Source organism: Natronobacterium texcoconense (assembly GCF_900104065.1).
In the GTDB taxonomy this organism is placed as follows: domain Archaea; phylum Halobacteriota; class Halobacteria; order Halobacteriales; family Natrialbaceae; genus Natronobacterium; species Natronobacterium texcoconense.
This window is the reverse complement of sequence record NZ_FNLC01000004.1, coordinates 50,203-68,493: the sequence shown is the minus strand read 5'-3', so window position 1 is coordinate 68,493 and position 18,291 is coordinate 50,203. Positions and strand designations below refer to the sequence as shown.

Sequence of the window (18,291 nt, the reverse complement as noted above, 5' to 3'; positions counted from 1 at the left end):
CTCCTGACGGTGTTTTCTCGCGGTTCGAGAGCGAAAACAGTAACACCGACAATACTATCAGCTCGCGGTGACGTCTCGAACGTAGACCTTTCAGACGATGGCTCCAGACTCCGATCGGCGATCACCCGTTCGAATGCTCGTTGCATCCGTCTCCGACACCCTCGAGTCGGCGATTCCCGGTCCCGAGCGCCAGCTCCGGATCCGGATGGTCGTCGCACTCGTATTGATCGCCCTCTTGCCGTTCGCGTTCGTCTACACGTTCCTGTTTCTCGCGAACACGGTCGGTATCGCGTTGATCAGTTTGGAGGATCCGCGGTCCAGCAGCGGCTTCGGCATCGACCCAATCCTTCTGACGGTCGTCGTCCTGGGTGGAATCGCCATCCAGTACCGGTACGGGCCGCGTGCGATCCTCGGCTCGGTCGGTGCGCGACGCGTCGAACGAGACGAGTATCCGAATCTTCACGCCACCGTAAACCGGCTATCCACCCAGATCGACCTGCCGACGCCCGGCGTCGCGGTCGTCCACAGTAACGTCCCCAACGCCTTCGCCGTCGACGGCGGCGACCGGGCCCGCGTCGTGGTTACGACCGGCCTACTCGAGACGCTCGACGACGAGGAACTCGAGGCCGTCGTCGCCCACGAACTCGCTCACCTCCGCAACCGGGACGCGAACCTGATGACCGTCGCCTGGCTGTTGCCGACGATTACCTACTACCTCGCGGTCGTCGCCTTCTACGTGCTGTACGGGCTCTTTCAGGCGCTCGGTTCGACCAGAACTTGGACGAGAGGCAGCAGCGACAAGCGCGGACTGGTCTACGCGACCGTTATTATCACCATCTGTGCAGTCCTGACTATGACCGTCTCGGCGATGTTCTGGTTCGCGAGCGTCCTCCTGTACCGGGTGCTCTCGCGTCACCGAGAGTACGCCGCTGATCGGGCCGCAGCGACGATAACGGGTTCGCCCGCCGCGCTAGCGAGCGCGCTCGAGAAACTCGCGGAGACGATGCCGGACCAGCCCGACGAGGACCTCCGGGAACTCGACGGGGGTGCGGAGGCACTGTACCTCGCACCGCTCGAGGACCGCGCGTTCGGCTCGAAGGAACTGGTCAGTACGGACATCTTCCCCGACACCCACCCGCCGACCGAGGAGCGCATCGAACGATTGCGCAACCTCGCTCGTGACGAACTGTGACCAGCGACAGGGGAAGACGGCTGGTCGCAGCGGTGATCGCCGTCCTGTCGAGTAGGCTCACTGGCTGTGGGTCTGTACGGGTTCCGGACGAAATGTGGAGACGCGTCTCGCTTCTCAGCTGATACGGTCTGGTGCAACGATTGCCGGCGCAACCCCAATTCGGCCCGCAGTCGTGTCGTCAACGACCGACAGTAGTCCATCCGAGAGAACGAAGACGACTTCGAAAAAGACGGAAACGAGAGCCGATCAGTCGTCAGCCGGCGCAGCGCCGCTGCCCTCGGCCTGTTCTTTCGTCCAGGCGAGCTTGCCACCGGCGGCGAGGATGTCGCGTTCGCGTTCGGAGGCGTCGAGGGTTGCGGTGTACTCGTCTTCACCGTTGACGCGGACGGTGAACTCTTCCTGACCGCTCGTGACGGCGTCGTAGACGTCGTCGACGATTTCGACCTCGTCACCCTGGTCGATGTTCTCGTAGGTGTCCTCGTCGATCGTCAGCGGGACGATACCGAAGTTGAAGAGGTTCGCACGGTGGATGCGTGCGAAGCTCTGTGCGAGGACGCCCTCGATGCCGAGGTACATCGGACAGAGCGCGGCGTGTTCGCGCGAGGAGCCCTGACCGTAGTTCTCGCCGGCGACGAGGAAGCCGCCGTCGGCATCGAGTGCGCGGTCGGCGAAGGTCTCGTCGACACGCGAGAGGGTGAACTCGGAGAGTTTGGGGACGTTCGACCGGTACATCAGGATGTCCTGGGTTGCAGGGATGATGTGGTCGGTCGTGATGTTGTCCTCCATCTTCAGCAGGGCCTCGCCCTCGACCTCGCTACTGAGCTGGTCGCGGATCGGGACGTCGCCGATGTTCGGGCCCTTGATGAGTTCGTCGTCGACGGCCTCGTCCGGCGAGATGAGGTCCGTCTTGGAGGCGTCGTACTCGTCGGGGAGTTCGACACCGGGAGCCTCGAGGTCGCCGAGTTCGTCGGCGAGGTTCCGTGGGTCGACGATCTCGCCTTTGAGTGCGGCTGCGGCCGCGACTTCCGGCGAACAGAGGTAGACATTGTCGTCTTCGATACCCGAGCGACCCTCGAAGTTGCGGTTGAAGGTACGCAGCGAGACCGAGTCGGAAGCGGGCACGTGGCCGATACCGATACAGGCACCACAGGTCGCCTCGGAGAAGTTGACGCCAGCGGCCATCATCTCCGCGACCCAGCCCTCGCGGGCGAGCATCTCGGAGGCCTGCTTGGAGCCGGGGGCGACGATGGTCTCGGTCTCCATCGAGGTCTCACGACCCTCGAGCATCTTGGCGACTGGGAGGATGTCCTCGTAGCCACCGTTCGTACAGGAGCCGACAATGACCTGCTCGACGGATTCGCCCTCGACTTCGCTGACGGGGACGACGTTGTCGGGCATCGACGGCTGGGCGATCAGCGGCTCGAGATCCGAGAGGTCGACGACGATTTCGTCGTCGTACTCGGCGTCGTCGTCGGGCTGGAGCTCGACGAACTCGTCTTCGCGGCCGACGCGCTCGAGGTAGTCCTCGGTCTGCTCGTCGGTCGGGAAAATCGACGTCGTCGCGCCGAGTTCCGTCCCCATGTTGGTGATCGTCATCCGCTCGGGGGCGGTCAGCGTCTCGACGCCGGGTCCGGTGTACTCGAGAATCTTGCCGACGCCGCCTTTCACGGAGAGGCGACGGAGAAGCTCGAGGATGACGTCTTTCGCGGTAGCCCACTCGGGGAGTTCACCCTCGAGACGGACGTTGACGATCTCGGGCATCTCGATGTAGTAGGGAGCGCCACCCATGGCGACGGTGACGTCGATCCCGCCGGCACCGATCGCGAGTTCGCCGAGGCCGCCGGGGGTCGGCGTGTGGGAGTCAGAGCCCAGCAGCGTCTTGCCGGGAGCCGCGAAGTTCTCGCGGTGAACGTTGTGACAGATACCGTTGCCGGGGCGAGAGAAGTAAGCGCCGTATTTGCCGGCCGCAGAACGCAGGAAACGGTGGTCGTCGGTGTTCTTAAAGTCGAACTGGTAGGTCTGGTGGTCACAGTACTGTGCTGCAATCTCGGTCTGGACCTCGTCCAGTCCCATCGCTTCGAACTGGAGCCAGACCATCGTACCGGTCGTGTCCTGGGTGAGAACCTGGTCGATCTCGATCCCGATTTCCTCGCCGGTCTCGAGTTCGCCCTCGACGAGGTGGTCGTCGAGAATCTTTTCGGTGAGAGTCTGTCCCATAGCACACGAAACTCGGCTTCCCGCCCTGATAAATCCAGCGTGTTTCTATGACGGTTGTTAATTCGTTTCCAGGTGGTAAGACACGTGGTCTGGCAAGTTTTTCGGTCTGTCGAGGACTCTCGATTACCGAATGGTACCCATCATTTGGCCGGTATTGAAGCGAAGTTCATAACTCGAATCCGTGCAATCTGTCCCGAGCGAAACGAATACGTTTTCTCGCTGCCGCCGTGAGAACACCACCATGTTCCGGTCCGGTGCGTTCGTCGCCGAGCACATCTCGCCGACGACCGACGAGCAAGTCCAGCCAAACGGCGTCGACCTCACCCTGGACGTCGTCTTCGAACAGCTCGAGCCGGGTCGCATCGGCCGCGACGGTAAACAGATCGGCGACCGCGTCGCCCGGCCGCTCGAGGAACTCGAGCAGAAGTCACCCGATACGTACTACCTGCCCGAGGGGGCCTACGTCGCCCGCTACAACGAACGGATCGAGATCCCTGAGGGCCATATCGGGTTCGTCTACCCGCGCTCGTCGCTGATGCGCAACTCCTGTATGCTCAACACGGCCGTCTGGGACGCCGGCTACGAGGGTCGCGGCGAGGGGCTGTTGCAGGTCCACCACGACGTCGAAATCGAACGCGACGCCCGGATCGCCCAGATCGTGTTCGCCGAGGCCGACCACGAGGACGTCTACGACGGCAGTTATCAGGGCGAGAACCTCGAGTAACCGTCTCCGCCGACCACCATTTCGGAAACCCAACCTTTTATTCGGCGGTGGTCGTTCTCGGTTCCTATGAGCCGCCCTCCACGACCCTCCCGCCGCCGGTTCCTCGCCGCGGCCGGCGCCGGCAGTCTGGCTGCCCTGGCCGGCTGTACGACGGCCTACAGCACGCTGCCGAACCGACTCGCCTACGCTCGAACCCGACGGCGCAGTATCCCGACCGTTCCCGCTCCCGTTCACGCGACCGACGAGTTGCTCCACGAGTTCGCCGACGAGACCGGTGAGTACGCCGCCGACGCGCTCGAGGCATGGGATCAGACCGACGAGCACGATCGCTTTCTCAGGTACAGCCGACCGCGGCTGGAACACGCCGCCGAGTACGCCGAAGACCGGCCCTGGGAGGCGCCGACGGCCGACGCCGTTCGGACGGTTCGAGGCCACCAGTGGCAGGCCGCTAGCGGCTACGCGTACGCGATGGCACGTGTCGGCGAGTTCGACCGTGATCCGACCGCCGACGCCGAGTCGTACCTCGAACGGGCCCGCGATCGACACGCGGAGTTCGAGTACGTGACCGCCGATCCCGCGACGTTTCTCGCGTACGGCCGATACGTCGAACACGATCTCCACCAGGCACGGGCGCTCCTGTCGCGTCGGGTGGATGCCGACGTGGACGACCGAGACGACGACACTAGCCGCGCCGAACGGATCGGAAGCCTGTACGGAGGGGTCCAACAGAATCGGGCTCGGGTCGACACTGCGGAGACCTACCGCGATGTGCTCCGGGAACGCGACCCCGTCTCCGACGGCGACCACTTCGCCGAGACGATGGCCGACGCTCGAGCAGTCTTCCACGACCGCGTCGAGGACCTGCTCGAGGACCGCGAGGAGTGGTCCGATCGTATCGGCGAGTTCGAGGGCGACGACGTCGGAGAATCCGAAACCGGCCGTCGTGACGTTCACAGCGCGCTGTACTCTCGATCCAGCTACGGCGACTCGCTGGTCGGGGATTCCGACCGACGCGTCGACGGTGGGTACGCCGTCTACGGCACCGTCGAACTCGCCAAAGGATGGCTCTTCCTGGCTGCAGGCCGCGCCGAACGCGAGCGCATCGAGGCCGAGGAGGTAGACGTACTCGACAGCGGCGCGATCGACGCCGCCAAACGCGACGCGGTCGAACGACTCGAGGATGTCCTCGCCGACGATCCGGATCCACTCACGCTGTTTTTCGCCGAGGAAGCACAGTCGTGGATCGAATCCGGCGACCGCGGCATCGAACGTTCCGGGCTCGACGACGACGAGGAAGACTGGCGCTGGAGCCAGGCCAACGGATATGCACGCTACCTACTCGCAAGAGGAATCCTCGAGCGGATCGACGAGGCCGTCGCGGTCGCCACCGGGGACGTCCGCGAGTAGTCCCGTTTTTCCCGTTCCGGTTCGAACGACCGGTATGACCGGTGATCGGGGCCGATGATGGCGACCACGCACGTTTTCGTCGCGCTCGCTGCAGTCGCCCCCGTAGCGATGGCTCTGCCCGAGTTCCGCGTGCCGCTGGCTATCGGTGCGATAGTGGGCGGACTCGCGCCCGATCTCGATATGATTCTCGAGCATCGTCGAACCCTCCACTTCCCGGTTCTCGGACTCGCAGTCGCCGTCCCTGCAGTTTCGATTGCCGTCGCCGTCCCCTCGAGTGTCTCCGTCGCGTTCGCTGCGTTTGCCGTCGCAGCCTGGCTTCACGCCGCCAGCGACGCCCTCGGCGGCGGTCCGGAGATGGACCCGTGGAACGATCCGACCGATCGGGCGGTGTACGACCACGCTCGCGGGCAGTGGATTCGGCCGCGACGCTGGGTTCGCTACGACGGCGCACCCGAAGACGCCGCACTCGCCGTTGCACTCGCGATTCCCGCACTGGTCGTCTTCGACGGCTGGATCGCAACCCTCGTCGTCGGTGCCGTCGTCGTTTCGCTGGGGTACGCGCTCGTTCGCCGACGGGTCGTCGGTTGGCTTCCCGAGTGGCTCGAATGAGACGGTCCGCTGTAACGATTGACCGGGACGACCGCGAATTGTCTGCGGTTGTCCTGGAAACGACGTACAGTGGTCCGCATGGTGACATCCTCCTCGCCGTAAACGGCGAGGCTTCCCGTACCGTAGGTTGGGATATTTGCTGGTCTACGACACGACCTGTTCTCTCGTGTTGAACGTCCCGCTCTCGCGGTCGAACAGGTGTACCGATGGCTGTGCCACACAGCCGTTACTCCTATCCTCACCGTGAGGACTCGGAGTTATCTTCTGACGCATATTCTCCGCCCCGTTACAATCCGCGTTCCCGACCAACTCGCACGACGAGCAGACATACAGCCCACGTTCGACCCGGTTTGATTTCGTGTCGTCTCCACACCGTGAGCAGGTCTTCGATGTCTCCCACTCGTTCTCTTTCAGTACCTCGACACCACGAATCTCGCCCTTGTATTCGAGATACTGGTAGATACGGTCGAACGCCCACGAGTGGAGTTTCTTGTTGCCGGTCTTGCCCCAGTCGGACTCTCGCACGTCTTTGGGCCAACTCACCGCGAGTGTTCCAACACCCCGTTCGACACACTCCGTGATAATGGTGTCCGTGAGAACGTGGTAGAAGTGTGTCTCTCGGTCAGCGAGTTTCCGACGTGCCCACCTCGACTTCTCCGAAGGACCGTTCTCCCCTTCGGTGTCGTACTCGGCACGTTTGAAGTAGTGCTTGTCCTGTTTGAGCGAGTTGCCGGGGTACAGGACGTACTCGTCAGGGAACGCGACCGTGGCGATGTTCTTGATGCCGAGGTCGATCCCTGCCACGCCGTCTCCTGCTGAGTCGTTGGTTTCGAGTTCGACTTTGCAGACGAAGTGCAGTTCCCACTCGTCGCCGTTCCAGACGGCTCGAACGTTCTGCACGCTGTTGACTTCTGTGAGGTCAACGTCTGGGCGTGTCTGGTACTCGCAGAGGATGAAGTCCGACCAGTTCTCTTTCAGGTTCGAACCTTTCGAGAGGCGGACGCGGTTGTTCTCTGGATCGTGTTTGAAGCCGTCTGCCTTGAACGTGACCGTACTCTTGGGGCGTGTGTCGCCATGTTTGCGGTAGCCGGGTGGATTCGCCTCGTCGTCTTTGTGTCGCAGGTCGAACCACGACTGGAAAGCGTCAGAAAGTTCTTCGATGACTTTCTGACTGGATTGTGCGTTCAGGTCTTTCCAGCACGCTTGGTTCTTCATGTACGATTTCAGCGTTCCTTCATCGGGGATTTCGCCGGTTACCTCCCAGATACGATCAACTGTCCAGCGTGCGATGTTCCAGATCTTCGAGGCGGAGTCGCCGAGCGAATCGAGGCCATCGCTGACCTGTTGCTGGTTCTGGATGGAACCAACGTAGGTGCGCGTGACCTCAATCGCCATACATAGCCTATGTAGAGAAATCTACTTAATGGTGTGGATTAGCGTGGAAGATCCGGTCTGCTGTCGAGCGGTGGTTCGCGTAGTTGAGTGACGCGATTCACGCCCGGTCGTCAGACTACGTCTGACGGGCAATCAGAAATCGAAGATTTCTGATGACGGCGTAAACGCCGGGATTCTCTCGCTGTAAGAAGATAGTAGCGATGACTGTTACTGACGGCTGTAAGTCGGAACGCTGATACCATCCCTCTCTAACCCAAGGGTATGGTCGATGCGTTCATCACACAGACGCTCCATCTCGTCTTCGCCGCTATCTGGGCGGGTAGCGTCGTCTACGTCGCGTTCGTCGTTCTTCCACTGGCTCGTGACGGTGCGTTCAACACGACGGCACCGCTCGAGACGATCTCGAGCAAACTGACGACGATTTCGAGAGTGAGTGCGCTGGTGTTGTTGTTGACCGGTGCTCACCTTGCAGAGGCTCGTTACACCGCCGACTCGCTGTTCGGCACGATCAACGGGCAACTGGTGCTCGTGATGGTCGCGCTCTGGCTGGCGCTTGCCGCCCTCGTCGAGATCGGCTCGAAGCGGTTCGAGGCCGGTCTCAACGGGAAGAAACTGCGCGAACCCGCCGCCGACGCACTCGGACTGTATCGGATCGCCGCCGTGGTCGCGATCGCGTTGCTCGTCGTCGCCGGCGCGATCACGTCGAACGTTGCCGCGGTGCTGTAGTCCGGGTTCCCATCACCTTTCAGACTTGACTTCTTAGAAACGAAAATTCTTGCGAAAGATACTTAGTCAGTTACTGTAACGTACTCCCCATGATGCTCAGGGGGAAAGACATGACACTCCCGTTGCTCGCCGTCGGGACGGCAGCGGCTGCTGGCTACTGGCTCCGGTCGCGACGGTCGCGCGCGAGCAGCGGACAGTCGAAAGCCGATCTCGGTGCGCGGATAGTCGACCAGACGGACGTTCCAAGCGGCGCGACGATCGTCGACGCCTCGTCGGAACGCCTGTCGAAGATTCCTGGCGCACAACGGGCGATCATCCGGGCCATCCGGAACGACGCCCGCGAAGAGTGGGAACACGTCACGATCGACCGAGAGGGTGCCTGGTCGGTCGTCGACAGAATCCGCGATTCGCTTCCGTACTACGACGGCAACGGCTCCGAGTACAACGGCGTCTACGTTCTCTGTAACGACCGGATCGTCGTCCTCGACGCGATCGGCTGGGCACGTCTCGAGCAAGCACGCCACTGACACGACCCGCGCGGGGAATCACAACCACTACCTCCCTCCCCAGCGGAACCACTGCCATGCAACTGGGCGTCATCGGACTCGGACGCATGGGACGGATCGTCGTCGATCGACTGCTCGCAGCAGACCACGACGTCGTCGCCTTCGACATCGACGACGACGCCGTCGACGCGGCGGCCGACGCGGGCGCGCGACCGGCCGACTCGATCGCGGCTCTCGCCGAAAAGTTGGACAGCGAGGACGGCAAGCACGTCTGGCTGATGGTTCCCGCCGGCGACCCCGTCGACGCGGCACTCGAGGAACTCGAGCCACACCTCGAGAGCGACGACGTGGTCGTCGACGGCGGCAACTCCTACTTCGAGGACTCTGTTCGGCGCGCCGAGTCCTGTCCGGCGGCGTACCTCGACTGCGGGACGTCGGGTGGGCCCGCAGGTGCGGAACTAGGTTTCTCGCTGATGGTCGGCGGCCCCGAAGCAGCCTACGAGCGACTTACGCCCGCGTTCGACGCCGTCGCAACGGGTCCGAACGGCCACGAACGGCTGGGGCCCGCGGGCTCGGGCCACTACGTGAAGATGATCCACAACGGCGTCGAATACGCGTTAATGCAGGCCTACGGCGAAGGATTCGAACTGCTCCACGAGGGCCGGTACGACCTCGACCTCGAGTCGGTCGCCTCGGTCTGGAACAACGGTTCGGTGATCCGCTCGTGGCTGCTCGAACTCTGCGAGGAGGCGTTCCGCGAAGAGGGCAACGACCTCGGGACGGTCGCCGACCGCGTCGAGGGCGGTTCGACGGGTACCTGGACGGTCCAGGAGGGTCTCGAGCAGGAAGTACCGCTGCCGCTGATCTACACTGCACTGGGCGAACGCTTCGGTTCGCGGGCCGACGACGGCCGGTTCTCGCGACGGCTGGCCAGTCGGCTTCGGTACGGGTTCGGTCGTCACGACGTCCCGCGACGGGAGTAGCCGTCTCTGTGCGAGGCAGAAATGTTCGAGTAGCGAAATACTAACGTTCGATTTGCCCGAATCCTTTTTCTGGAGAGAACAACGCTAACGGGCCAGACAAGGAATTACGACGCTCTTTTCGGAGTTATATCACTCATTAATTCGTGCTAGATAGCGATCTGGACTGTAATTCCACCGTAACAGTACCGGCCGGAATTTTGGGATATTTACTTTACCACTGGTGCCATGGACGTGGGTAATGAGTGCTTCACGAGCAACGACGGTAGTAGACGAGGAGCGACGACTCAGTATGGTGGTCATCGACCTCGTCGCTCACGAAACCGGTACTGACCCGCTCGAACTCGAGCCGCTCTACGACACGATCGATCCCGACGTGATCGACGCGCTAGTCGAATCCGACGGATTTACCAGTCTCGAGTTTGCCTACGAAGGCCGGACCATCAGGGTCGAAGACGTCGACGGTGATCTCCGCGTTTCGTTCGCAGACGGAAGCGTCACTGCCGACAGTGAGCCACGTACCGTCGACACCGGTTCGTCGCCGTCGCTGTAGGGAGACTCTTTTCCAGTCCAATCGTCGCCGGGTAGTCGAATCGCTCGAGGTTCGAACGCCAGTATCGCTCGAGAGACAGTCTTCAGCCAGCGACGACACGGCCACGACAGTCACACGGGCTCACGGAGAGCCCAGACGTCCTCGGTCGGCTCGAGGTTGCTCGGCTCGGCCCCGCGTTCGGTCAGAATGCCGGCGTGGTACAGCATCGCTTTCAGCTGAAACACTGTCGGCGAGTGGTAGACGGTCCCGTCCTCGAGTGCCGACGGACGGAGGTCGCCGTCTTCTGTCAGGACTCGCCTGCGAACGTCGTCGTCCCCGCGGACGAACAGTTCGACGGTGAACGAGGGGAACTGCTCGTGGAGCCACTCGACGGTATCGACCAGCGACGGGTTCGTGATACCGTGGTCGTGCATCGCCTGGAGTTCGCCGACGAGTAGTTCCGTCGCCTCGTAGTCGAAGACGACGCGACGAGCCAGTTGCCCCCACGCCGGCGCGAGGTCGACGAACCGTTTCGGCGAGCCGTGCCAGTTCTCGAACTGCTCGAGTGCCGACTCGACGCTCCCGTAGCGGGCCTTCCCGAACCGGATCACTTCCTCGCCGAGCGACGTCAGTTCGACCCTCGTGCCGTCCTCGATCAGTCCGAGGAAGGCAGCGCCACGGCGGGCGTCCGTGACGGCGTTGACCACCTCGTACTCCGACAGTAGCGTCGCCGTATCGCCGTCGGCGTAATGGGCCAGCGGATAGCCGAGGTAGTTTTTCGGGTGGTTGAGCCCGAACGAAGCGTCCGCGACGCCCTGGGCCCCGGCCTGGAATCGCAACGCTCGCGCCTCGGTCGTCGTCCGGTTGCCGACGACGCGTGGCACCTCGAGTACCTCGACGGTCCCCGCCGCGTCGACGCCCAGCACGCCGACGTTGAGTTCCCGCGCGAGCGTCCGGTCCGTCTCGGAGATGACGTCGACCGGTGCGGCGACGTAGGCCGCGTTCGCCTCGTTGAGACGGTCGTACGCCTGGACGATCCCGAGTTCCGTATCCACGCCGCTGCTCGTGTACCCCTTCGCCTCGATAGCGATCAGCGGCGGTTCGTCGCCGAGTCGTTCGACCGCCAGCAGATCCGACTCGAGGTTGCGAACGCCGACGAGGTCGGGATAGCCGCCGCCGACCTGCACGTGGTTGAACGGTGCCAGCCGATCCCGGACGGACGGCTCGATGGGCTGTCCGGGGAGCCACTCGTCTTTCGAGAACTGCGTGTCGGCGACGACGTAGGAGTCGTCCTCCTCGCCCGGAAAGAGCCGCCGCTTGGTGTGGGCAAGTACCTGCGGTTCCGACAGCGACCCGGCCGCACTGCTCATACGAGCGGAATAGGCGACGGGATGCAATAATTTTCCGGCAGTGGGGAACTTCGGAATTTCGTGGTGGTTGTCGTCGACCGAGAGCCACCCCGTTAAGAGAAACGTGCGTGGGACTACTGCAATTCGTCGACGAGGGCAGAAACCGCCTCGTCGACGAGAGACTCTTTCAGTCGGCCCTGCCAAAAATCGATGTCGCCGTGGTCGATCGATTGGACACCCCATGGAATTATTCGGCTCTCGTCCGGCGTTCCACCACGAATCCAACTCTCCTCGGAGATATAGATGAGGTCATCCATCCAGGACTTCGACGTTAACGTTAGTACGATGTACTGCTCACCGTGGAACGGACGACCTTCGTGATTCGAGAGAATGAGCCAGGGTCGAGCAGCTCCGTCACCTTTGAACGGGTCGTCGCCGTAGACGACATCGCCTCGCTCGAAGATCGGGGACTCTTCGTCAGTCACTGTTCGTTCTCCACGTTCGGATGTGGTTCGCTGGGAGCGTGTTCACGCCAAGCGTCCCTATCTTCCGTACCGAACTGTTCGTTGAACAGGGCAGTTGCCCGCTCGTAGCCGCTGTATCTTTCGAGGCGGTCGGCGTCTTCGGTGATTGCCCAGTACGTCGCTTTGTGTTCGACCAGATCGCGGTCCTTCAACCGCGAGAGTGCTGTACTAACAGCGCCTTCGTCGACGCTGATCTGGGTGGCAATTTCCCTGGCCTTGAATGCCCGATCTTCGTTTGCAGCGAGGAACCCGAGAACTTGCTCCGGAACCGAAAGTCCCGAAAGCTCTTCCTCGCTCGCGTTCTCGAAGGTGTCTCGATCGATGGACATCGTCGAATGGAACTACAGTATCTACCGTAAAGAGCGTTAGGAGTGAAAACTACGAAAATACCGAAAGAAGTGATCACTCAGAACCACGAACTAGCTCACTCTCGAGTTCGCTGAAAATCCCGGCGAAGACACTACCAGTACCGACCACGGCGAGGACGACTCCAGCCAGCCACGCGAGCGACCACCACTCGAACAGTTCGACGAGCCAGAGCCCGGCGACGAGCGCGATTCCGCCGGCCACGATCGCCTGCACGAATCGCTCCATATCGATCTTTCTCGAGTCCGACGGAAGTATTCCGCGTGTCGGGGTGGCGTATTTTGTACCTCGAGGCCGTCTGTTCTCACGTGAGCCACACCCAGGACACGTTCGTCTTCGACGACGACTGCGGGTTCTGTACCTGGTGGGCCGAGTTCTTCGACGAGCGCACCGACCTCCGGATCGTCGGCTTCAGCGATCTGACGCCCGAGCTACGGGAGCGACTGCCGGAGAACTACGAGGCCTGCTCGCATCTGGTAACGGACGAGTGGGTTTACTCCTGTGGCGCCTCGATCGAGGAGGCGTTCGTCCGCTCCGACGTCGCCAAGCCGCTCCGGGACGGCGTCTTGTTCCTCAGGAACTTCGAGGACTATGGCCGCCTCCGCGAGTGGGGCTACCGGTCGGTCGCCGACCACCGGGCACAGTGGGGCCAGGTCGTCTCGAAGACCCCACCAGTGAGACGAGACCGCGAAGACGACGACTCGAGTTCGAGCGATCGATAACCGGGGTTACGCCGCCGGTGCTCGCGTTCGAAGTTCCTCGAGGCTCACCGGGTGGACGTAGGTGCCGACCCGCTCGCGGCGCCACCAGTCGCCGGTCTCCTCGCGTTCTTCGGGCGTCGTGTACTGGTACCGGTAGCGGATCGCCCGAGCGTGGGTCGGCTGTTCGCCGTCCTCGAACGGCACTTCGGCGAGCAACGACTCCGTTCGCTCGTCGCGCTCGAGCAGTTTCACGAGCAGGCGGTAGAACCACGGCTGGCGACGCGGCGTCGGTCGCATGGCGGCGAACCAGAGTTGCCAGTCCAGTCGCAGGTGGTACGGCGCGATCTGTGGCGGCCGACGGCTCGGATCGGTCGGTTTCCCCTCGAACCGGTAGGTTCGCCACTCCGCGTCCTCGTCGGGCCGTTCGTCGGTCGTTCCCTGGATTACGACCTCGTAGCGATCCTTCGTCACCGAACCGAACGCGCCGTAGGTGTTGACCAGGTGCAGCGGGTCGAACGCCGTGTTCATCGTCTGGCTCTCCGAGAGCATGTTCTCGACGGGCCGGATGCTCATCGCGAGGACGACGACCGCGATCAGGATCACCGTGCCCTCGAGATAGAGCGGCGTCGCGACGGTTTCGGGTGCGGCGACGGGGAGAACGGCCTCGAGGATCCCGTCGCTGAAGGTCGCGATCGCGAGCACGATCGTCAGGGCGTTCAGCCACGCGAAGTTCCCGGTGAGCATCAGCCAGCCCATGAAGCCGATCGTCACGACGCCGGCGAACGAGGAGGCGGGCTGAGGCGCGAAGTAGAGAAACGGAATCAGCAGTTCGACGACGTGGTTTCCGAACGTCTCGCCGCGGTGGAACCGATCGGGGAGGTGGTGGGCGAACCAGCTGACGGGGTTCGGAATCGGCTGGGTCTCGTAGTGGTAGTCCATGCAGGTCAGGTCGCGCCAGCAGTCGTCCCCGCGGAGTTTGATCAGCCCTGCACCGAACATATTGCGGAAGAGCACCCACTGAAGCAACAGGAAGACGACGACCGGCGGCTCGACGGGACCTGCTCCGAGGAAGATCGCGAGGAAGCCGGTCTCGAGCAGCATCGACTCCCAGCCGTAGCCGTAGAAGGTCTGCCCGGCGTTGACGAACGAGAGGTAGAGCAGCCACAGCGTGGCCCACAGGACCATCGATGCGGGCGTCGCGTATGCGTCGGGCAGCCAGTACGGTACCGCAAGCACCGCCATCGCAGAGAGGACGACGCCGCTCCAGGCCGCCAGCCCGACGACCCGATCGTCGGGATAGACGTAGAACAGGCTCGGCCGTTCGCGAAACGACGCACCTTCGGCGTACCACTCGAGCGGCAGGAGACCGTCCTCGCCGGCCAGCGCCCGGAACTGGAAGGCGGCGACGAGGAAGGCGAGCAGATAGAGGATAGCCAGCCCCCGCTGGAAGAGAAACCGGACGAGCCAGAACTCCTCGCCGTGAAGCATACGGGACGCTGACAGGCTCCGGCGGATAAAGTCGTGGATTTTCAGCTGCGATGGCCACGGATCACTCGCGTTCGCCCTCGTATTCGGTGAACCACGAGCGAACGACCCCCTGCAACGCGCCGGTCGTGCTTCCGAGGTTCAATATCTGATAGCCCGCATCGACCTTCTCGTTGACGTCGTCCATCCCGAAACCGAGACCGCCGAGGGGAACGTCGGCCTCGAGCGCCTTCGTCCGAATCTCTTCGACCAGTTCCTCGACGTCCTCGTGGTCCGGTTCGCCGGGATGGCCGGTCGCGACGGCGAGGTCCAGCGGGCCGGCGAAGACGAAGCCGAGTTCTGGCACTGCGAGGATCTCCTCGAGGTTCTCGACTGCGGTCGGGTGTTCGATCGTCGCACCGACGACGATCTCCTCGTCCTCGGTGGCCGCGTAGTCGTTCGTGGTTCCCCAGCGACTCGCACGGGGATTCGCGAATCCACGTTGCCCCGGCTCGCCGTCGTACTCGAATCGGGCCGCCTGGACTGCCTGCCGGACGTCCTCGGCCGTCTCGATCCGCGAGACGAACAGGTTCCGGACGCCCGCGTCGAGGACCTTCCGGACCGCGCCGGGATCGGGATCTGGCAGCCGAACGAGTAGTTCCGTCCCCGAGACGTCCGCGGCCCGCAGGAGTTCCTCGAGACGATCGCCGTCACGGGGACTCGGACCGCCGTGTTCGAGGTCGATCCAGACGAAATCGAGGCCGAGTTCGCCGTACAGTTCGATCAGCGCCGGCGAGTAAGTACTCTCGAGAATGCCCAGTGCGACGTCTCCGGCCTCGAGCGTTCGACGGAGTGCGTTGAGCCGCGGTGATCTCGTCATGGGCGACGGACACCGGTGGCGAGGATAAACGTTGGCGGCGAGGTTGCGGGGGACCTATTTGTGTCAGGCGAACGGAATCTGGCCATGGAACGGATCTCGATCGACGACCTGCCCGCCGAACCGTACGACGAAAACCTCCACACCGACCGTCGGGATCTGACGGAGCCGCTGTCGCTCGAGGGCGTCTCGATGGTTCAGTATGCCCTCGAACCCGGCGAGCGATTCAGCGGCGCGGCTCACGCCCACCCGGACCAGGAGGAGGTGTTCGTCGTCCTCGAAGGCGAGGCGACGTTCGAGGTCGGTCGAGCAGCGGACGACGACGGCCCACGGACCGTTCGGATCGGCGAGAACGAGGCGATACGGTTCGCACCCGGTGAGTTCCAGACGGGATGGAACGACGTGGACGACCGACTCGTCGCGCTGGCGCTCGGTGCACCCCGCGAGTCGGAGGACGTCAGAGTCGATCGCATTCCGGTCCTCGGAGAGGATTCGGTTACGTGCCCGGACTGTGGGCACGATCACGCACGCATCGGCGACGAGGGACTCGTCTGTCCCGACTGCGGTGCGTCGATAGCTGTCGACGAGTGATACGAATCGCTGTAAGGCATTTCTGGCGCGACCGTCGGAATCGGGAGTACCAGTAAACTTTACAGCGTTTCGTACGAGAGCGCCGGAACTCAGCGACGCGACAGTCGCTCCGCTTCGGTCTCGAGCGTGACCGTCAGGATTCCGTTGTGGTAGACAGCACTCCGATCGTCACCGATCGGGAGAGGGGAGACGACCGTCCGTTCGTGCTGGTCGTCCCCGGCGTCGATACTGATCCGGACGCGACGAGTGCCGACTTCGACCGAGACGTCCTCGAGTGCTGCCGGTGCTGCGTCGACGGCAATCGAGAGGCGTCCGTCGGACCGATCGTGAACGGCCTGCATCGGAACCGGTCGCGCGTGGAGGGAGGGGGACACGAGTTCGTGTTTCCAGCGGAAGCGGAAACCCGTCCCCGTGAACGACTGTACGTTTGACGTTCGCACTCGAGTCGCGGCTCAGAGATATCCCAAGTCTGCGAGCCGTTCTTTCGTGTCGGTTCGCATCTCGACCTCGTCGTGAGCGGCGTCCTCGGAGAGCGGACCGAATCGTTCCTCGAGTCGGTTCCGAAGTCGCCTGGCTCGTTCCGGTTTGTCCGCGACTATATTCGTCGTCTCGGAGGGGTCGCTTGAGACGTCGTGAAGCCGTTCGAAGCCGTCGCTGCCCTCGACGTACTTGTACTCGTTCGTCCGGATCGCCCGGAGACGGCGGTCGAACTCGCGGACGCGGTCGGGAATCGCGTCTTCACCGAACCGAGCCTCGAGACGCTCGATCGACGGCTGCGGGGCGACGTACTCGGCGAAGACGGCGTCTCGAGTTCGCGTCGTGTGAGCGTCCGAGACCAACGGTACCAGTGACTGTCCCGAACCCTGCTCGAGCAGTTCCGGGTCGTCGATGCCGGCCGCCTCGAGCAGTGTCGCTGGCAGGTCGAGCAACTGGACGAGTTCGCTCCGTCGGCCGCCGTCGGTAAACGGCCCGCCGTGGGCGACCAGCGGAACGTCGAGCAGGGTGTCGTAGAGGTTGTACTGGTGACCGAAGAAGTCGCGCTCGCCGATGTGTTCGCCGTGATCGCCACAGACGACGAAGATCGTGTCCTCCCACTCGCCGGCGTCCTCGAGGGCCGTCCGGATCTCGGCGAGTTGATCGTCGACGTACGCGAGTTCGGCGCGGTACAGTCCGCGGAGAGCGGCGAAGTCGCGATCCGAGAGTCCGTAGTCGCCACAGTCGTAGGCGCGAGGGTCCTGGCGAATGTCGGTCGCCTCGTCGTAACTCATTCCGTCGGGCAGGAACCGCTCGGCGTACTCGCGTGGTGGATCGTACTCGACGTGGGGTTCGATGAAGTTACAGAAGAGGAAGAACGGCCGGTCCTCGCGGCGGTTCTCGAGCCAGTTCGCGATCCAGGTGGTCGATCGGTCGGCCCCGTCGTCACCGCTCGGCTGGAAGACCTCGCTGTAGAGGATGTTGGCTGCGTTGACGAGTGGGTTTCCGTCGAAGAGGTGCTCGCGGGCTGCCTGAATCTTCTCGCGTCGGTCCTCGCCCCGGACGACTGCGCCCATGTCTGCGTCCGACTGGATGTACTGCCAGCCCTTGCGTAACTCGTCGAACCCGCGGTCGAATCCGAACTCCTCGGTGAGCCAGGTGTTGTTCGAGACGCCGATGGTTCGGTAGCCAGCGTCGGCGAAGGCCTCGGGGATCGTTCGAAACTCCGCGTCGAGATAGGTGTGGCCGCCGTGAGCTCCGTGTTCGGACGGGTAGGTGCCGGTGAACATCGACGCGTGAGAAGGCAACGTCCAGGGAGCCGCTGCGAAAGCGTTGTCGAACGTCGTTCCTTCCTCGGCCAGCCCCGTCAACGTCGGGGTCGTTCGCTCACCCACGCTGGTAGCGCGGGCCGTATCGAGAACGACGAGAACGACGTTCCGCACAGTATCGTGTGACTCCACGTCACGTCCGTTGGATTCCGCCATGATAGGACAACTCCACCCCTCACGGGGAAGGTCGTCAGCCCGGATTATGCAGGTGATTCACGATATCGAGATGCACCACCCCGGAAAATCGGCCTCGAGTCGACCTGACGGAGCCGTTCTCGAACCTCATAGAACCACACCCGATCGTTAACACCGGCGGTCTGGAAGCTACG

The 18,291-nt window shown here is 63.1% G+C and carries 20 protein-coding genes; 10 read left to right on the top strand and 10 right to left on the bottom strand.

The features are described 5' to 3' along the window. Positions 1–133 precede the first annotated feature (133 nt). A complete protein-coding gene (locus BLR35_RS16415; RefSeq protein ID WP_394328368.1) occupies positions 134–1,192 on the top strand; it encodes a M48 family metalloprotease in 1,059 nt (352 codons plus the stop codon). A gap of 246 nt (positions 1,193–1,438) precedes the next feature. Here the strand turns inward: BLR35_RS16415 and BLR35_RS16410 are convergent, their stop codons facing one another. After that, positions 1,439–3,409 carry an aconitate hydratase gene (locus BLR35_RS16410; RefSeq protein ID WP_090384378.1) on the bottom strand — a complete coding sequence of 657 codons (1,971 nt, stop codon included), beginning with the start codon at positions 3,407–3,409 and terminating at the stop codon, positions 1,439–1,441. A 181-nt stretch (positions 3,410–3,590) separates the two neighbouring features. Here BLR35_RS16410 and BLR35_RS16405 point away from each other — a divergent pair, with 181 nt between their 5' ends. The 3 genes from BLR35_RS16405 (at position 3,591) to BLR35_RS16395 (ending at position 6,149) form a co-directional block, all read left to right on the top strand. Further along, complete coding sequence (locus BLR35_RS16405; RefSeq protein ID WP_280139372.1) at positions 3,591–4,133, top strand: deoxyuridine 5'-triphosphate nucleotidohydrolase; 543 nt, start codon at positions 3,591–3,593, stop codon at positions 4,131–4,133. Positions 4,134–4,199: 66 nt separating this feature from the next. Next, entirely contained in the window at positions 4,200–5,540 is a 1,341-nt protein-coding gene (locus BLR35_RS16400) for a hypothetical protein (protein WP_090384374.1), read from the top strand. Positions 5,541–5,594: 54 nt separating this feature from the next. After that, a complete protein-coding gene (locus BLR35_RS16395) occupies positions 5,595–6,149 on the top strand; it encodes a hypothetical protein (protein WP_090384371.1) in 555 nt (184 codons plus the stop codon). Between the two features lie 144 nt (positions 6,150–6,293). Here the strand turns inward: BLR35_RS16395 and BLR35_RS16390 are convergent, their stop codons facing one another. Beyond that, on the bottom strand, positions 6,294–7,544 hold the full coding sequence (locus BLR35_RS16390; RefSeq protein ID WP_090384369.1) for an RNA-guided endonuclease InsQ/TnpB family protein: 1,251 nt from the start codon (positions 7,542–7,544) through the stop codon (positions 6,294–6,296). A gap of 261 nt (positions 7,545–7,805) precedes the next feature. On the opposite strand from BLR35_RS16390, the gene BLR35_RS16385 reads away from it, so the two are divergent. The 4 genes from BLR35_RS16385 (at position 7,806) to BLR35_RS16370 (ending at position 10,309) form a co-directional block, all read left to right on the top strand. Further along, a complete protein-coding gene (locus BLR35_RS16385) occupies positions 7,806–8,270 on the top strand; it encodes a copper resistance protein CopD (protein ID WP_090384366.1) in 465 nt (154 codons plus the stop codon). Positions 8,271–8,359: 89 nt separating this feature from the next. After that, positions 8,360–8,797 (top strand): hypothetical protein, encoded by a 438-nt coding sequence (locus tag BLR35_RS16380; protein ID WP_090384363.1) that lies wholly within the window; start codon positions 8,360–8,362, stop codon positions 8,795–8,797. Between the two features lie 56 nt (positions 8,798–8,853). Next, a complete protein-coding gene (gene gnd, locus BLR35_RS16375; RefSeq protein WP_090384360.1) occupies positions 8,854–9,759 on the top strand; it encodes a phosphogluconate dehydrogenase (NAD(+)-dependent, decarboxylating) in 906 nt (301 codons plus the stop codon). Between the two features lie 238 nt (positions 9,760–9,997). Next, on the top strand, positions 9,998–10,309 hold the full coding sequence (locus BLR35_RS16370) for a HalOD1 output domain-containing protein (RefSeq protein WP_244510265.1): 312 nt from the start codon (positions 9,998–10,000) through the stop codon (positions 10,307–10,309). Between the two features lie 110 nt (positions 10,310–10,419). On the opposite strand, the gene BLR35_RS16365 is transcribed toward BLR35_RS16370, so the two are convergent. The 4 genes from BLR35_RS16365 to BLR35_RS16350 all read right to left on the bottom strand — a co-directional run bounded on the left by BLR35_RS16365 (position 10,420) and on the right by BLR35_RS16350 (position 12,755). Continuing rightward, a complete protein-coding gene (locus BLR35_RS16365; RefSeq protein ID WP_090384355.1) occupies positions 10,420–11,658 on the bottom strand; it encodes a hypothetical protein in 1,239 nt (412 codons plus the stop codon). A 113-nt stretch (positions 11,659–11,771) separates the two neighbouring features. After that, positions 11,772–12,122 (bottom strand): type II toxin-antitoxin system PemK/MazF family toxin, encoded by a 351-nt coding sequence (locus BLR35_RS16360; protein WP_090384353.1) that lies wholly within the window; start codon positions 12,120–12,122, stop codon positions 11,772–11,774. After that, positions 12,119–12,490: a MarR family transcriptional regulator gene (locus BLR35_RS16355; protein WP_090384350.1), complete on the bottom strand. Its 372-nt coding sequence runs from the start codon at positions 12,488–12,490 to the stop codon at positions 12,119–12,121. The genes BLR35_RS16360 and BLR35_RS16355 overlap by 4 nt, the downstream gene beginning before the upstream one ends. 73 nt (positions 12,491–12,563) lie before the next feature. Then, positions 12,564–12,755, bottom strand: coding sequence for a hypothetical protein (locus BLR35_RS16350; RefSeq protein ID WP_090384347.1), 192 nt, complete (start codon positions 12,753–12,755; stop codon positions 12,564–12,566). A gap of 80 nt (positions 12,756–12,835) precedes the next feature. On the opposite strand from BLR35_RS16350, the gene BLR35_RS16345 reads away from it, so the two are divergent. Next, complete coding sequence (locus BLR35_RS16345; RefSeq protein ID WP_090384740.1) at positions 12,836–13,249, top strand: DCC1-like thiol-disulfide oxidoreductase family protein; 414 nt, start codon at positions 12,836–12,838, stop codon at positions 13,247–13,249. Between the two features lie 6 nt (positions 13,250–13,255). Here BLR35_RS16345 and BLR35_RS16340 read toward each other — a convergent pair whose 3' ends face one another. Beyond that, complete coding sequence (locus BLR35_RS16340) at positions 13,256–14,716, bottom strand: lipase maturation factor family protein (RefSeq protein ID WP_090384344.1); 1,461 nt, start codon at positions 14,714–14,716, stop codon at positions 13,256–13,258. A gap of 61 nt (positions 14,717–14,777) precedes the next feature. Next, positions 14,778–15,572: an HpcH/HpaI aldolase family protein gene (locus BLR35_RS16335; protein WP_090384342.1), complete on the bottom strand. Its 795-nt coding sequence runs from the start codon at positions 15,570–15,572 to the stop codon at positions 14,778–14,780. 84 nt (positions 15,573–15,656) lie between these two features. Here BLR35_RS16335 and BLR35_RS16330 point away from each other — a divergent pair, with 84 nt between their 5' ends. Next, positions 15,657–16,160, top strand: coding sequence for a cupin domain-containing protein (locus tag BLR35_RS16330; RefSeq protein ID WP_090384340.1), 504 nt, complete (start codon positions 15,657–15,659; stop codon positions 16,158–16,160). An 89-nt stretch (positions 16,161–16,249) separates the two neighbouring features. Here BLR35_RS16330 and BLR35_RS16325 read toward each other — a convergent pair whose 3' ends face one another. Both BLR35_RS16325 and BLR35_RS16320 read right to left on the bottom strand, forming a co-directional pair. Next, positions 16,250–16,534 carry an Hsp20/alpha crystallin family protein gene (locus BLR35_RS16325; RefSeq protein ID WP_244510264.1) on the bottom strand — a complete coding sequence of 95 codons (285 nt, stop codon included), beginning with the start codon at positions 16,532–16,534 and terminating at the stop codon, positions 16,250–16,252. 78 nt (positions 16,535–16,612) lie between these two features. After that, positions 16,613–18,118, bottom strand: coding sequence for a sulfatase family protein (locus BLR35_RS16320; RefSeq protein ID WP_090384337.1), 1,506 nt, complete (start codon positions 18,116–18,118; stop codon positions 16,613–16,615). Positions 18,119–18,291 lie beyond the last annotated feature (173 nt).